Source organism: Burkholderia sp. FL-7-2-10-S1-D7 (assembly GCF_001524185.1).
GTDB classification, from domain to species: domain Bacteria; phylum Pseudomonadota; class Gammaproteobacteria; order Burkholderiales; family Burkholderiaceae; genus Burkholderia; species Burkholderia diffusa.
Window position 1 is genome coordinate 41327 of sequence record NZ_LOWY01000062.1, and the last position, 14984, is coordinate 56310.

Consider the following 14984-nt stretch of genomic DNA (forward strand, 5'->3'; position numbering starts at 1 on the left):
GCGGCCGTCAGCTCGACGGCTTGCGCGTCAGGATCGCCGCGAGCTGCGCGCCGTTCGGGCTGCCGAGGCCCGTGCACGCATCCCAGCCCGGCGCGGCCGCATACGTGCCGTTCGAGCCCTGCGTGATGTCGCGCAGCGCACCCGGGTTCTTGTACAGCACCGGGTTGACCCAGCCGGCCGTCGCACCGCCCGCCGCCGCATTGATCCGTGCGATCAGCGCGGCCCACAGTGGCGCGACCGCGCTCGTGCCGCCCATCACCGTGGCCGTGCCCGCGATCGACACTTCGTAGCCCGTCTGCGGCGACGCGTCGCCGGCGACGTCCGGCACGCCGCGCTTCGCGAGCGGTGCGCTGCTGCCATCGGCGCGCGTGACGGTCAGCCCCTGCTGCCACGCCGGCAGGTCGAACAGCGTGCTGACACCGCCCCCGCCCGCGCCGCCACCGGCCGCCTCGTCGTTCCACGTGACCTCGCTGCGAATGCCCTGCCCGGGCAACGCATCGAGCTGCGTGCCGCCGCAGCCGAGCACATACGGGCTCGATGCGGGGAAGTCGACATGATCGGCGCCGTCCTGCAGCCCGTCGCCCGAGCCGCTGTCACCGGATGCCGCGCATACCGTGATGCCCTGCGCAGCCGCTGCCTGTAGCACGCGGTTGAACGCCTGCGCGGACTGCGCCTGCCAGATCGCCTCCGGGCCGCCCCAGCTGATCGAGATCACCGACGGCTTGTTGGTCCTGTCGCTGACGGCCGCGTTGACGGCCTGGATGAAGCCCGCGTCGCTGTTCGGCGCGAAGTACACGGCAATCTTCGCGGCCGGCGCGATTGCGCCGGCAATCTCGATGTCGAGCGCGACTTCGCCGTCCGGGCCGCTCGGGTCGCCGGTCGGTGTGTTGCGGCCGGTGCCGACGTTCACGTCGACGAGCGTCGGTGGCGTCTTGATGCCGAGCCCGTGGAAATACTGCTGGATGTCGGCCGCGCGGTAGCCACCGCCGAGCTCGATGATCGCGATGCACTGCCCGGCGCCGTCGCCAGCCGGGAAGCCGTACAGCGACGCCAGCTGGATCGGGGTGAACGTGACGCCCGCCGCGCCGCCGCGTGCGGGCTTGAACGGCGGTCGCAGCCGGAAGTGCGGCCGCGCCTGCGGGCGGCTGTCGAGACCGAGCACAGCCGTGACGACATCGCCGAGATCGTCGGGCAGCGCGATCGGGCCGGAGCGGCCGCGATACTGGCCGATCGACTGATGCTCGAAGCGCTCGAGCTTGACGCCGAACGCGGCTTCGAACTGCTGGATCGTGCCGGACAGCACGACGACGCTTTCAACGGGATCGACGCGATCGACCGTCAGTTGGTGATGACGCGCGAAGTCCTCGGCCTTGCGAATGTCGTCGGGATTGGCGGAAAAGCGTTGCGCGAAGGTTTCGCGCGACACCGGTTTCGCTTGCGCGTCGCCGGCGGCGAGCTGGTGGACCAACGTATCGAGTTGCCCTTCTTCCTGCCGCCGCAACATGATCGTGACGTGGATGCGTTCTGCCGGATCGCACGGGCCGAGGCACTTGGACTCGGCGACGATTCGGGGTTCACGGTCGGCGTGAAGATGCCTTGCCATGTTCAGACCCTCCTTGGTACCGCGTTGCACGGAACAGCCAGGAAATCGGACATAGCCGGCGGAAGTCGGTTCCGTTCGGTCAGTCGGTTCGCGAATGCGCGGAGTTAAAGGGAGTTTAGATCAGTCAGACGATTTGCGCGCACGCCCTTCTGCGGCGGGGCATGGCCACGACGGCCGGCATCGCACGCGGCCTCTGTCGATCGTCACGTCGCTGCCGAGCCGCAGCGACGTGACGATGCGGCTCAATCCATCGACAGCCGCAGCGCGAACCCGATGAGCGCAGCGGAAAACGTCCAGCGCTGGACCGTCTGCGCGAGCGGATGCGCGCGCATCCACGCCGCGATGTGCGACGCGCCGAACACGCATGCGAGGTCGAAGCACACGCCGGCCGCGACCAGCAGCGCGCCGAGCTCGAACATCTGCCACACGACGGGCCCGGCCTCGGGACGCACGAACTGCGGCAGCAGCACCGAGCAGAACAGCAGCGCCTTCGGATTCAGCAGGTTCGTCAGCAGACCCTTGAAGAACGACTGCCGCAGTTCGCCCGGGGCCGCCTCGTCGCCGTCGCCGAGTGCGAACACGGGGGAGCGGAACACCTGGATCGCGACGTACGCGAGATAAAGCGCGCCGCCGTAACGGATCGCTTCGTACAGCCACGGCGCGCTGCGGATCAGTGCCGCGACGCCGCACGCGGAGAGCGTCACGTGCGCGGTGCGCGACAGCGAAAGGCCGGCGGCCGCCGCCATGCCCGGGCGCACGCCACGGCCGATGCTGGTCTGCAGCACGAGCGCCATGTCGGGCCCGGGCACCGCATAGATGGCCGCCAGCGCGGCGAGATAAATCAACAGCAAATGCGTGGAAATCATGGTCTGCCCCCGTCCTTCAATGACGATATGTTGCCGCTGAAGGTAGAGGGATTACTGGCCATCTTTGGCTCAGGATTAGCGATTCATAGCGGAATCCGCCACAATCACCGAATCTAGACAAGGATTCCGCCAACATGACCGAACTCGACAAAACCGATCGCGCGATTCTCGCCGCGGTGCAGCGCGACGGCCGCCTGCCGATCGCGCGTCTCGCCGATTCCGTCGGCCTGTCCGAAACGCCGTGCGCGCGGCGCCTGAAACGTCTCGAAAACGACGGCTACATCGAGCGCTACCGCGCGCAGTTGTCACGCCAGGCGCTCGGCTTCGGCGTCGTCGCGTTCGTGCTGGTTCGGTTCGCGACGCACGATCGCAAGGTCGCCGACCGGTTCGAACGGGAAGTGCTCGGCATCGAGCGGATCCTCGCGTGCCACAACGTCGCGGGCACGGCCGACTACCTGCTGCAAGTGGTCGCGCGCGATCTCGACGACTACGGCACGTTCCTGCGCGACTCGCTGCGGATGCTGCCTGGCGTCACGTCGATCGAATCGGCGCTGTCGCTGCGGGAGGTGAAACACGACGCGGGGTTGCCGGTGCCGTGATGCGAACAGCGGCTCGCTCCGGCGTAACGCTCGTCCACATTGCCGGCGTTGTCCGGCCTCACACGACGTCGGGAGACTGGTGCGCGCGCTCGAGATCCTCGAGGAACGCTTCGACGAGCGGATCGCCGCGCCCGTCGCGCGCCACGACCATGTGGAACGTGACCTCGTATTGCAGCTGTTCCGGGTTGAGCGGCGCGAGGAGCCCCTGCGCGACATACGGCGCCGCGAAGTGCTGCGGGAGGTAGCCGAGGTGATGGCCTGACAGGATCAGCAGCGCGACCGCCTCCATGTTGTCGGCGGTCGCGCTCACGCGATCGGGCGTCGTCGACATCTGCGCCTCCGGCAGCGGATACGAGCGCCAGGCCCATTCGAATCCCGCGACGTCGGCCGGCGTCAGCGTGCCGGCGCGTTCGAACAGCGGATGGCCGCGACCGCAGTACGCGACCTGCCGCTCGATGAACAGCGGCGTGTAGTGCAGCGTCGGCACGCGATGCCAGAAGTAGCCAACCGCGATCTGGATCTCGCCGCTCAGCAGTTTCTCCTCGAGATCGCCCGGCGCACGCACCGAGATCGAGAAGCGCACGGCCTCGTCGCGTGTGCGGAACGCGGCGATCGCCTCCGCGATCCGCGCGTTCTGGCTGACCGGCGTATGGCCGATCAGGCCGATACTCAGCGTACCGACCAGCTGGCGGTCCATGTGCCGCGCGGCCATCCCGAATTCGTCGAGGGCGGCGAGCAGCTTGCGGCTCATCGCGTGGAACCGCTCGCCCTTCGGCGTGAGCCGGAAGCCGCTGCGGCCGCGCTCGCAGAGCCGGTAGCCGAGCCGCGTCTCGAGCGACGACAGTTGCGCGCTGATCGTCGACTGGCCGACGTTCAGCATCGCCTGCGCGGCCGACACGCCGCCCGCATCCGTGACCGCGAGAAACACGCGGATCAACCGCAGATCGAGGGTCGACAGATTCCCCAGCACGCTATTCCCCTTCCATACATCGATGAAAATCGATGTTTACGTCGATATCTTCGCATTCTTCTTTCCCGCCGGACGCGTAAAACTATGCGCCAAGCCGCGTCGAATGATACGGCAACCCCACATCGGAAGAGACAAGCCCATGAACGACCACACCCATTTCCAGCCGCTCGGCGGCAATGAAATGCCGCGCAGCGGCGGCATCGCAACGATGATGCGCCTGCCGCACGTGGCGAGCGCCGCCGGCCTCGACGCGTGTTTCGTCGGCGTGCCGTTCGACCTCGGCACCTCCAATCGCACCGGCGCACGCTTCGGCCCGCGCCAGATCCGCACGGAATCCGTGCTGCTGCGCCCATACAACATGGCCACGCGCGCCGCGCCGTTCGATTCGCTGCAGATCGCCGACATCGGCGACGTCGCGATCAACCCGTACAACCTGCACGATTCCATCGCGCGCATCGAGACCGCGTACGACGCGATTCTCGCGCACGACTGCAAGCCGATCACGCTCGGCGGCGACCACACGATCGCGCTGCCGATCCTGCGCGCGATCCACCGCAAGCACGGCAAGGTTGCATTGATCCACGTCGATGCACACGCCGACGTGAACGATACGATGATGGGCGAAAAGATCGCGCACGGCACGCCGTTCCGCCGCGCGGTCGAGGAAGGCCTGCTGCACGGCGACAAGGTCACCCAGATCGGCCTGCGCGGCACCGGCTACGCCGCCGAGGATTTCGACTGGTGCCGCGAGCAGGGCTTCCGCGTGGTCCAGGCCGAGGAATGCTGGAACAAGTCGCTCGCGCCGCTGATGGAAGAAGTGCGCGCGCGCATCGGCGACACGCCCGTCTACATCACCTTCGACATCGACGGCATCGACCCGGCCTACGCACCGGGCACCGGCACGCCGGAAATCGCCGGCCTCACGGTGCCGCAGGCGCTCGAGATCATCCGCGGCGCGAAGGGGCTGAACATCGTCGGTTGCGATCTCGTCGAAGTCGCGCCGCCGTACGACCCATTCGGCACCACGGCCCTGCTCGGCGCGAATCTCGCGTACGAGTTGCTGTGCGTGCTGCCCGGCGTCGCGTACCGCGACTGATCCCGGCGCACAACCTATTCAAAATCAGAGGATTCCAGAGGAGCACATAACAGATGGGGACTGCCATCAAGCAACCGAAGCGGGCGGCGCTCGCTTCGTTCGTCGGCACCACGATCGAATGGTACGACTTCTATAGCTACGCGACCGCCGCCGCCATCGTGTTCGGGCCGCTGTTCTTTCCCGGCGAAAGCCGTTTCGTCAGCCTGCTCGCGTCGTTCGGCTCGTTCGCGGTCGGCTTCTTCGCGCGGCCGCTCGGCGGCGTGATGTTCGGCTATCTCGGAGACCGCTTCGGCCGCAAGCGCTCGCTGCTCGCGACGCTGATGCTGATGGCCGTGTCGACGGTCGCGATCGGCCTGCTGCCGACCCATGCGCAAGCTGGCGTGATCGCACCGATCCTGCTGGTTCTGATGCGCGTGCTGCAAGGTATCGCGGTCGGCGGCGAATGGGGCGGCGCGGTGCTGCTCGCCGGCGAGCATGCGCCCGAAGGCAAGCGCACGTTCTTCGCGTCGTTCGCGCAACTCGGCAGCGCGAGCGGCCTGATCCTGTCGATGCTCGCGTTCGGCGCGATCAGCACGCTGTCGAAGGACGACATGATGAGCTGGGGCTGGCGCGTGCCGTTCCTCGCGAGCGCCGTGCTGCTGGCCGTCGGCTTCGTGATCCGCGCGAGCGTGTCCGAGTCGCCCGAGTTCGAGGAAGTCAGGAAGAGCGGCAACACCGCGCAAAACCCGGTGCGCGAGGCGCTCAAGTACTGGCCGCTGCTGCTGCTCGCGATCGGCGCGAACGTGTACGGGATCGCCGGCGTGTATTTCAGCAACATCTTCATGATCAGCTACGCGACGCAGTTCCTGTCGCTCGACCGGTCGATGGTGCTGCATTGCATGACGATCGTCGCCGTGCTGCAGTTCGGCGTGCAGCTCGCGGCCGCGTTCATCGCGCAGCGCTTCGGCACGACGCGCGTGCTGCTGATCACCGGCGCGTGGGCCGCGATCGTGCCGTTCGTGATGCTGCCGCTCGTGCACATGGGCACGCCGCTGTCGATCACGGTCGGCGTCGGCCTCGCGACGCTCGCGGAATCGGGCTACTACTCGGTGGTCGCAGGTTTCGTCAGCGGCATCTTCATCGCGCGCATCCGCTACACGGCGATCTCGATCGCGTACCAAGTGTGCGGCGCGATCGCCGGCGGTCTCACGCCGCTCGTCGCCACGCTGATCGCACAAAACACCGCGCCGCAATGGTGGCCGCTCGCGATCCAGTATACGAGCGCCGCCGTGCTGTCGTCGGTGTGCGTGTGGCTGATCTCGCGCCGCGTCAGCATCGACGATGCCGGCGCGCCCGGCAAGGCCGACGAAGCGCTGCCGCGCGGCGCACGCACCGCGTAACCTCACGCAGCGGGCAGGCGGCATCGCCTGCCCGTTTGCGGTGCGCGTATCGCGGTACGCCGCAACGTCCCCGCCCCGCCGAACAAGCGGCCCACACATGCGGGCCGCTTGTTGCCATCCGATCGTCGATCGCGACGGCATACGCCCAGCGTTCGCGCGTTATCGCACCTGGCTGCGCAGCGTCTTCGCGGCGGCGACCATGTTCGTCAGCGCCGGAATCACTTCCGCCCACTGGCGCGTCTTCAGCCCGCAGTCCGGGTTCACCCACAGGCGCTCCGCCGGAATCCGCTCGGCCGCCTTCTTCATCAGGCCGACGATGTGGTCCTGCGTCGGGATGTTCGGCGAGTGGATGTCGTACACGCCCGGCCCGATCTCGTTCGGATACCTGAAGCTGTCGAACGCGTCGAGCAGCTCCATGTCCGAGCGCGACGTCTCGATCGTGATCACGTCCGCGTCCATGTCGGCGATCGACGCGATGATGTCGTTGAACTCCGAATAGCACATGTGCGTATGGATCTGCGTATCGTCCTGCACGCCGTTCGCGGCGATGCGGAACGACTCGACCGCCCACCGCAGGTACTCGCCCCATTGCGCGCGGCGCAGCGGCAGCCCTTCGCGCAGCGCGGCCTCGTCGATCTGGATCACGCGCACGCCGGCCTTCTCGAGATCGAGCACTTCGTCGCGGATCGCCAGCGCGAGCTGGTAGCACGACACCGAACGCGGCTGGTCGTCGCGCACGAACGACCAGTTCAGGATCGTCACCGGGCCGGTCAGCATGCCCTTCATCGGCTTGTTCGTCAGCGACTGCGCATACGCGATCCATTCGACCGTCATCGCCTTCGGGCGGCTGATGTCGCCGAACAGGATCGGCGGCTTCACGCAGCGCGAACCGTACGACTGCACCCAGCCGAACTGGCTGAACACATAGCCGTCGAGCTGCTCGCCGAAGTACTCGACCATGTCGTTGCGTTCGGCTTCACCGTGCACCAGCACGTCGAGCTCGAGCGACTCCTGCTCGCGCACGCTGCGCTCGATTTCCGCCTGCATCGCCTTGCGGTAGCCGGCTTCATCCAGCGCGCCCGCCTTGAACTGGCTACGCGCGAGGCGAATCTCGGCGGTCTGTGGAAACGAGCCGATCGTCGTCGTCGGGAACGCCGGCAGATTCAGGCGCGCCGACTGTTTCGGCGCGCGCTGCGTGTACGGGCTCGCGCGGTTGCCGAGTTGCGCGTCGATGCATGCGATCGCGGCCTTCACCGCCGGGTTGTTCACGCGCGGCGAGCGACGGCGCGCATCGATCGCGGCGGCATTCGCGGCGAGCGCGTCGGCCACCTTGTCGCGGCCTTCGTTCAGCGCGGTCGCGAGCACCTTCAGTTCGTCGAGCTTCTGCAGCGCGAACGCAAGCCATGCACGGATCTCCGCGTCGAGCTTCTCCTCGCTCGCGAGATCGACCGGCACATGCAGCAGCGAGCACGACGGTGCGAGCCACAAGCGGTCGCCCAGTTGCTTCGCGAGCGGTTCGAGCCAGTCGAGCGTCGCGTTCAGGTCCGTCTTCCAGATGTTGCGGCCGTTGATCACGCCCACCGACAGGATGCGGTCGGCCGGCAGTTCGCGCACGAGCGCGTCGATTTCGTCGCGGGCGTTGATCGCATCGATATGCAGGCCGTCGACCGGCAGCGAGGCCGCGAGCGTCAGGTTGTCCTGAAGCTGGCCGAAGTACGTCGCGAGCAGCAGCTTGATGCGGCGCGTCTCGAGCGTGTCGTACGCGGTGCGCAGCGCCAGGCGCCATTCGGCGTCGAGCTCGGTGACGAGGATCGGTTCGTCGATCTGCACCCATTCGACACCCTGCGCGGTCAGCGTGTCGAGCAGCGCGCCATATACCGGCAGCAGCTTCGGCAGCAGCGCGAGGCGATCGGAATCGTCCTTCGCCTTGCCGAGCCACAGATACGTGACGGGGCCGAGAATCACCGGCTTCGCGGCGACGCCCTGCGCCTGCGCTTCCGCCAGTTGCTGGAGCAGGCGCGACGGATCGAGCGAGAAGTTCGTGTCCGCGTGGAACTCCGGCACGATGTAGTGATAGTTCGTGTCGAACCACTTCGTCATTTCACCGGCCGCGACACCGCCGCAGCATGCCGCGTGTTCTTCCGCCGACTGCGCCGAACGGCCGCGCGCGACGCGGAAATAGTTGTCGAGCGCGTCGCCATGGAAGTCCTGCACGCGCTTCGGCAAGTTGCCGAGCGTGAAGCTCATGTCGAGCACCTGATCGTAGAACGCGAAATCGCCGATCGGTACGAGATCGAGGTCGCGCTGGTCGCTCCAGTGGCGTTGGCGAAGTTCGGCGCCGAGGGCTTTCAGTTCGTCGCGCGACGATTCGCCCTTCCAGTAGCGTTCGAGACCGAACTTGAGTTCGCGCTTCGCGCCGATGCGCGGAAAACCGAGGTTGTGTGTCGTAACCATGAAGCTGCCATCCAGAAGAAATTGAAGATCCGGCAGCCATCATAGGGATTTCATCTCATGAAATAAAATGGCATTATTTCATTCATCCATTAAAGTTGTTCATGTATCTGTTGGGTGAACGATCTCCATGCTGGAACGATTCCATCTCGTCGTGATCCGCGAAGTCGAGCGCCAGGGCTCGCTGACCGCGGCCGCCAATGCGCTGCATCTCACGCAATCGGCGCTCAGCCATACCGTCCGGAAAATCGAGCAGCAGCTCGGCACGCCGATCTGGGACCGGGAAGGACGCGGCCTGCGGCTCACGCAGGGCGGGCAGTATCTGCTGAAGCTGGCGAACCGACTGCTGCCGCAGTTCGAACTCGCCGAGGAGCGGATGAAGCAGTACGCGAAGGGCGAGCGCGGCACGCTGCGCATCGGGATGGAGTGCCATCCGTGCTACCAGTGGCTGCTGAAGGTCGTGTCACCGTATCTCTCGCGCTGGCCGGACGTCGACGTGGACGTGAAGCAGCGCTTCCAGTTCGGCGGCATCGGCGCGCTGTTCGGCCATGACATCGACGTGCTCGTGACGCCCGACCCGCTCAACAGGCCGGGGCTGCGATTCGATCCCGTGTTCGATTACGAGCAGGTGCTCGTGGTCGCGGATGCGCATCGGTTTGCGAACGCCGACTACGTGACGCCCGAGCAGCTGACCGACGAGGTTCTTATCACCTACCCGGTCGAAACCGACCGGCTCGACATCTACAACCAGTTCCTGACGCCGGCCGGCATCGTGCCGCGGCGCCACAAGTCGATCGAGACGACCGACATCATGCTGCAGATGGTGGCGAGCGGGCGGGGCGTGGCCGCGCTGCCGAGGTGGCTTGCCGATGAATATGCGGACCGGATGCCGGTCGTGCCGGTCAAGCTCGGCAAGAAGGGCATTGCGAAACAGATCTTCCTCGGCATCCGCGAGGCGGATGCGTCGATCGACTATCTGGCCGCATTCGTCGCGCTGGCGCGCGAATCGACGTGGAGCGCGCCACGCATGCTGCGCTAGCCGAGCTCGCACACTATGCACTTCCGGCAGTCCGCATGTCGGTGCGCAGGCTGGTGTTCACTATATGGACAACGACGCGAGCCGTGCACGACATGTTGCGTCACGACGTTACGGCACCGCCCCCTTACACAGCCGTAAGACCATGATTCGCCCTCCGTACTGTCATCAAACTGACTGCTAGCGAAAGCTAGGATCGGACGCGGTTCCATTACGAGATGCCGTCATGAATCATCCTGCTTCGTCCGCACAGAACAATTCGGGTTCAGTCGAACGCACCAGGCAGGTCGGCTATGCCGTGTTCCTGCTGGTGCTCGCGTTCGGCGCCGCGTATATCGCCACGCACCTGATCGCCGATCTGTCGCCGGTCCGCGAAGGGTCGCTGTTCCCGTACCTCATGCTCGGCGCCGCGCTGCTGATCGCGCTCGGCTTCGAATTCGTCAACGGCTTCCACGACACCGCGAACGCGGTGGCCACCGTGATCTATACCCACTCGCTGACGCCCAACGTCGCGGTGATCTGGTCCGGCATGTGGAACTTCCTCGGCGTGATGGTCTCGAGCGGCGCCGTCGCGTTCGGCATCCTGCAGTTGCTGCCGGTCGAACTGATCCTGCAGGTCGGTAGCGGCGCGGGCTTCGCGATGGTGTTCGCGCTGCTGATCGCCGCGATCGTGTGGAACCTCGCGACCTGGTATTTCGGGCTACCGTCGTCGAGCTCGCATACGCTGATCGGGTCGATCATCGGCGTCGGTCTGATGAACCAGTTGATGCACGGGCCGTCCGGCACAAGCGGCGTCGACTGGGGCCAGGCGCTCGGTGTCGGCAAGTCGCTGCTGTTCTCGCCGATCGTCGGCTTCCTGTGCGCGGCACTGCTGCTGCTCGTGCTGAAGGCGCTCGTGCGGATTCCCGATCTGTACAAGGAGCCGCCGAAGGATCAGCCGCCGCCGTTCTGGATTCGCTGCCTGCTGATCTTGACCTGCACGGGCGTGTCGTTCGCGCACGGATCGAACGACGGGCAGAAAGGGATGGGCCTCATCATGCTGATCCTGATCGGCACCGTGCCGACCGCGTATGCGCTGAACAAGGCCGTCACGCCGGCCGAAACGCAGACGTTCGTCGCCGTCGCGAACCAGGCTGCCGCGACGTTCGGGAAGTATACGAACGGCGTCGCGCCGTCCGCGAACCCGCGCGCCGACGTCGAACACTACGTGCAGCATCGTGAACTAACGCCCGCCGTGCTGCCTGCCGTGCAACAGCTGTCCACGTTGCTCGCGACCTCGGTCGGCGCCTCGGGGTCGATGGCGGCGGTGCCGCAACGCGACGTCGACAATGTGCGCAACACGATGTATCTGGTATCCGAAGCGATTCGCCTGATCGAGAAGTCGGGGCAGCCCGCGCTCGCCGACGACGACAAACTCGCGATCGACAACTATCGCAAGCAACTCGACCACGCGACCAAGTTCATTCCGACGTGGGTGAAAGTCGCCGTCGCGATCGCACTTGGCCTCGGCACGATGGTCGGCTGGAAGCGGATCGTCGTGACCGTCGGCGAGAAGATCGGCAAGCAGCATTTGACGTATGGGCAGGGTGCGTCGGCCGAACTCGTCGCGATGCTGACGATCGGTGCGGCCGACGTGTACGGGCTGCCCGTGTCGACGACGCACGTGCTGTCGTCGGGCGTCGCGGGCACGATGGCCGCGAACGGATCCGGGCTGCAGTGGAGCACGGTGCGCAGCCTCGTGCTCGCGTGGGTGCTGACGCTGCCCGCGTCGATCGTGCTGGCAGGCGGGCTCTACTGGTTGTTCCGGTCAGTGGCGTGATCGGGCGAACGGTGGGTGGCCGGTGAGAGCCGGTCGCCTGCCGTGGAAGATTTCGCCGTCGCTTCTCCGCTTCTCCGCTTCTCCGCTTCTCCGCTTCGACACTTCTCGGCATTCGATGGGTTCGTGCCACGTCCTCGCTTTTTCCGCCTTTCCGGATTGAAGCGCAAGATCTGGAGCGCGCCGGCACGCGGACGCCGCTAGACTGGGTTCATCAACTTTCATCGTGGCTTCAACCGTGCATGCGACGCGTGCGAATATTCCGCGCGACCGTACGGCGCCACATCGCTGACGAACCGAGGTAGGCCCGTGAATATCGCCAATCTGCAACCTGCCGTCGAATCGACGGACATCGCGCAACGCGTCGATACAATCGACTGGCCGACCGTCGATGTCGAGCTCGATCGCTACGGATGTGCGCGAGTGCCGGGCCTGATTTCTGCAAGCGAGTGCGATGCGCTCGCCTCGCTCTATCCGCGGGATGCGCTCTATCGTTCGCGCATCGTGATGGCACGGCACGGCTTCGGGCGCGGCGAATACAAGTACTTCGCGTATCCGCTGCCTGGGGTCATCGCCGCGCTGCGCATGACGCTCTACCCGCATCTTGCGCCGATCGCCAATCGCTGGAACCAGGCACTTGGGATCAACGTCCGCTATCCGAAAGAGCACCGGACGTTCCTCGATCGCTGCCACGCGGCGGGACAGACGCGACCGACGCCGCTGATCCTGCAATACGGTCCCGACGACTACAATTGCCTCCATCAGGACCTGTACGGCGAGCATGTCTTTCCGCTTCAGGTCGCTATCCTGCTGTCGGTACCTGATCGGGATTTCACGGGCGGCGAGTTCGTGCTGACGGAACAGCGACCACGCATGCAGTCACGCGCGGAAGTGGTGCCGCTGACGCAAGGCGACGCGGTGATCTTCGCCGTCCACGGCAGGCCCGTGCAGGGAACGCGCGGCGTCTATCGCGTCAACTTGCGCCATGGCGTGAGCAGAATCCGAAGCGGCCATCGCCATACGATCGGCATCATCTTCCATAACGCCCAGTGACGGCCTGCGGGGTGCAACGTGATGTTGTCGCGCCATTCGGCATGCGAATGAGTTTGCGCCACAGGCACCGCGCATCATTGCGCAAGGATCGTTGTGCCGTGCCGCCGCCACACGGTCTGCGCATCATCGGCGGTAACGGACGACGGGGCGCACTGTCCTTCAGACGATCGTCGCCATGACGGATCGACGTTTCGAGTGAGCGACAATAAACTGAAGCCCGCACCCGTCGCGACGCCAATGCAATGAGAAATCCTGCTTACCTGCGGGCCGCATTTGCCCGGAGGTGATCGCCAGCATTGGAAGCCAGCCGCGCATAGCCGGGCAACGTCAGCAGCGCGAGCACGCCCGCCGCAACGAACGCCCAGCGAAAATCGTCGAGCACGTAATGCATGCCGGCCGCGTCGCCACGCACCAACGCCGCCAACCGCAGCGACAACGCACCGAATGCAATCCCCATCCCGATCGTCATCTGTTGCGCCGCGCTCCACAGCGTGCTGGCCGCGCTCGTCTGTCGAGCCGGAATGTCAGCATATGCCAGCGTCGCGAGCGTCGTGAACTGCATCGACCGCGTGAGCCCGTAGACGAATACGACGAACAGCGTGACCGCCAGCGGCGTCGACGCTGTCAGCCAGCCACACGCGATCGTGAAAAGACCTGCGATCGTCACGTCGACGAGCGCAACGCGCCGGAAACCGAATCGGTCGAGGATCCACGACGTTCCCGCCTTCATCCCGAGATTGCCAAGCGCGCTCGCGAGCAGCAGCAGGCCGGACTGGAATGGCGACAGCCCGAAGCCGATCTGGAACAGCAGCGGCAGCAGATACGGCACGGCGTTGAGCGCCATCCGCGTGATGGAGCCGGTGATCACCGTCACCGAGAATGTCGGCACTTTCAGCGTCGAGAAATCGAGCAGCGGATGCGCACAGCGTTGCCCGTGCATCCACGCGGCGATGCCGAACAGCACGCTCGCGCCCACCAGAATACCCGCGCGCGTGAAGTCGACGTCCTGCTGGCCGGCCGCTTCGGTACCGATCAGCAGACAGGTCAGCGCAGCGCCTGCCAGCACGAAGCCGACCCAGTCGAGCGGTCGTTGCTCGTCGGCACGCGTGTTCCGGACGATCAGCCAGGTACAGACGAGCGCAGCAATGCCGAACGGGACATTCAGCAGGAAGATCCATCGCCAAGACGCGTAGGTCGTGATGAAGCCGCCGATGGGCGGCCCGACGACCGGCGCGACGATGCCCGGCCACGTGATCGTCGCGATTGCGCGCATCAACTGGGCCTTCTCGGTGCTGCGAACGACGATCAGCCGTCCGACCGGCACCATCATCGCCCCGCCGACACCCTGCAGCAGGCGCGCGGCCGTGAACGTCATCACGCCCTCGGACAGCCCGCACAGCACCGACGCGCCGGTAAATACGAAGATGGCGGTGGCAAACACCGTTCGCGAGCCGTAACGATCCGCAATCCAGCCGCTGATCGGGATGAACACCGCGAGCGCCAACATGTAGGCCGTCATCCCGAGGCTCAGCGCGTTCGGCCCGACGCCGAACGAGCGTGCCATCTGCGGCAGCGCGGTCGCGATCACGGTCGTGTCGAGATACTCCATGAAGAATGTTGCAGCGACCAGATACGGCAAGAAGTCGGTCGTCCTACCACCGTAGGCAGGGCTATCAATCATGAATGGTGCGGGAAACGAAGTACGAAGGACACCGAGTGCCGGCTATGCAGATGAACGCCGGGAATCGGGATGAATGGTGATAGTACCCTGAAGGGCTGCTGGTCCGCTCTGCCGGGCATGCGCGCGAATGGACTTTATGCGCATAGATTTTTATAGCGATATCGTGCTGCAGTCACCGAATGGCATACGTGATCAGGTCAGCACGACACGGCGAGGGACGGGAACATCAATTCGGGCGCATTTTGCCGGAAAGTGACATTTTTCGACGATCATCGATCAATGTCGCTCATCATCGACCATCACGGCACTATTGCTGGATGCCAGTTCCTGTCGCCTTGCACTCGCCATTCCGCTCGTATTTCCGCCGCTCAAATGCAAAAACCCCCGCCTTTCGGGCGGGGGTTTCTGGCTTAGGGAGCCTGACGATTACCTAC

The 14984-nt window shown here is 65.6% G+C and carries 11 protein-coding genes; 6 read left to right on the top strand and 5 right to left on the bottom strand.

Annotation, left to right across the window (positions count from 1 at the left end):
* Positions 1–7: 7 nt before the first annotated feature.
* Entirely contained in the window at positions 8–1603 is a 1596-nt protein-coding gene (locus WS75_RS19990; RefSeq protein WP_059682420.1) for a S53 family peptidase, read from the bottom strand.
* A gap of 242 nt (positions 1604–1845) precedes the next feature.
* On the bottom strand, positions 1846–2469 hold the full coding sequence (locus WS75_RS19995; protein ID WP_059682422.1) for a LysE family translocator: 624 nt from the start codon (positions 2467–2469) through the stop codon (positions 1846–1848).
* 134 nt (positions 2470–2603) lie between these two features.
* Here WS75_RS19995 and WS75_RS20000 point away from each other — a divergent pair, with 134 nt between their 5' ends.
* Complete coding sequence (locus WS75_RS20000; protein WP_044848788.1) at positions 2604–3068, top strand: Lrp/AsnC family transcriptional regulator; 465 nt, start codon at positions 2604–2606, stop codon at positions 3066–3068.
* Between the two features lie 58 nt (positions 3069–3126).
* Here the strand turns inward: WS75_RS20000 and WS75_RS20005 are convergent, their stop codons facing one another.
* A complete protein-coding gene (locus WS75_RS20005) occupies positions 3127–4038 on the bottom strand; it encodes a LysR family transcriptional regulator (protein ID WP_059682424.1) in 912 nt (303 codons plus the stop codon).
* Between the two features lie 139 nt (positions 4039–4177).
* Between WS75_RS20005 and speB the strand changes: the two genes are divergently transcribed.
* Together speB and WS75_RS20015 are read left to right on the top strand one after the other, a co-directional pair.
* Positions 4178–5134, top strand: a complete 957-nt coding sequence (speB, locus tag WS75_RS20010; RefSeq protein ID WP_059682426.1) for an agmatinase — start codon at positions 4178–4180, stop codon at positions 5132–5134.
* A gap of 53 nt (positions 5135–5187) precedes the next feature.
* Positions 5188–6513 (top strand): MFS transporter, encoded by a 1326-nt coding sequence (locus WS75_RS20015; protein WP_059682428.1) that lies wholly within the window; start codon positions 5188–5190, stop codon positions 6511–6513.
* A gap of 159 nt (positions 6514–6672) precedes the next feature.
* On the opposite strand, the gene metE is transcribed toward WS75_RS20015, so the two are convergent.
* Positions 6673–8967 carry a 5-methyltetrahydropteroyltriglutamate--homocysteine S-methyltransferase gene (gene metE, locus WS75_RS20020; protein WP_059682430.1) on the bottom strand — a complete coding sequence of 765 codons (2295 nt, stop codon included), beginning with the start codon at positions 8965–8967 and terminating at the stop codon, positions 6673–6675.
* A gap of 127 nt (positions 8968–9094) precedes the next feature.
* Here metE and WS75_RS20025 point away from each other — a divergent pair, with 127 nt between their 5' ends.
* The 3 genes from WS75_RS20025 to WS75_RS20035 all read left to right on the top strand — a co-directional run bounded on the left by WS75_RS20025 (position 9095) and on the right by WS75_RS20035 (position 12869).
* Positions 9095–10003 carry a LysR family transcriptional regulator gene (locus WS75_RS20025; RefSeq protein ID WP_059682432.1) on the top strand — a complete coding sequence of 303 codons (909 nt, stop codon included), beginning with the start codon at positions 9095–9097 and terminating at the stop codon, positions 10001–10003.
* A 223-nt stretch (positions 10004–10226) separates the two neighbouring features.
* Positions 10227–11819: an inorganic phosphate transporter gene (locus WS75_RS20030; RefSeq protein ID WP_059682434.1), complete on the top strand. Its 1593-nt coding sequence runs from the start codon at positions 10227–10229 to the stop codon at positions 11817–11819.
* A gap of 306 nt (positions 11820–12125) precedes the next feature.
* Positions 12126–12869, top strand: a complete 744-nt coding sequence (locus tag WS75_RS20035) for a 2OG-Fe(II) oxygenase (RefSeq protein ID WP_059682436.1) — start codon at positions 12126–12128, stop codon at positions 12867–12869.
* A 256-nt stretch (positions 12870–13125) separates the two neighbouring features.
* On the opposite strand, the gene WS75_RS20040 is transcribed toward WS75_RS20035, so the two are convergent.
* A complete protein-coding gene (locus WS75_RS20040) occupies positions 13126–14550 on the bottom strand; it encodes a DHA2 family efflux MFS transporter permease subunit (RefSeq protein ID WP_059682438.1) in 1425 nt (474 codons plus the stop codon).
* Between the last annotated feature and the right edge of the window lie 434 nt (positions 14551–14984).

Bases quoted from the DNA above. Each gene is read 5' to 3' on its own strand.
- metE (WP_059682430.1), bottom strand. From the start codon at position 8,967: ATGGTTACGACACACAACCTCGGTTTTCCGCGCATCGGCGCGAAGCGC.
- WS75_RS20000 (WP_044848788.1), top strand. From the start codon at position 2,604: ATGACCGAACTCGACAAAACCGATCGCGCGATTCTCGCCGCGGTGCAG.
- WS75_RS20025 (WP_059682432.1), top strand. From the start codon at position 9,095: ATGCTGGAACGATTCCATCTCGTCGTGATCCGCGAAGTCGAGCGCCAG.
- WS75_RS20015 (WP_059682428.1), top strand. From the start codon at position 5,188: ATGGGGACTGCCATCAAGCAACCGAAGCGGGCGGCGCTCGCTTCGTTC.
- WS75_RS19995 (WP_059682422.1), bottom strand. From the start codon at position 2,469: ATGATTTCCACGCATTTGCTGTTGATTTATCTCGCCGCGCTGGCGGCC.
- speB (WP_059682426.1), top strand. From the start codon at position 4,178: ATGAACGACCACACCCATTTCCAGCCGCTCGGCGGCAATGAAATGCCG.
- WS75_RS19990 (WP_059682420.1), bottom strand. From the start codon at position 1,603: ATGGCAAGGCATCTTCACGCCGACCGTGAACCCCGAATCGTCGCCGAG.
- WS75_RS20040 (WP_059682438.1), bottom strand. From the start codon at position 14,550: ATGATTGATAGCCCTGCCTACGGTGGTAGGACGACCGACTTCTTGCCG.
- WS75_RS20030 (WP_059682434.1), top strand. From the start codon at position 10,227: ATGAATCATCCTGCTTCGTCCGCACAGAACAATTCGGGTTCAGTCGAA.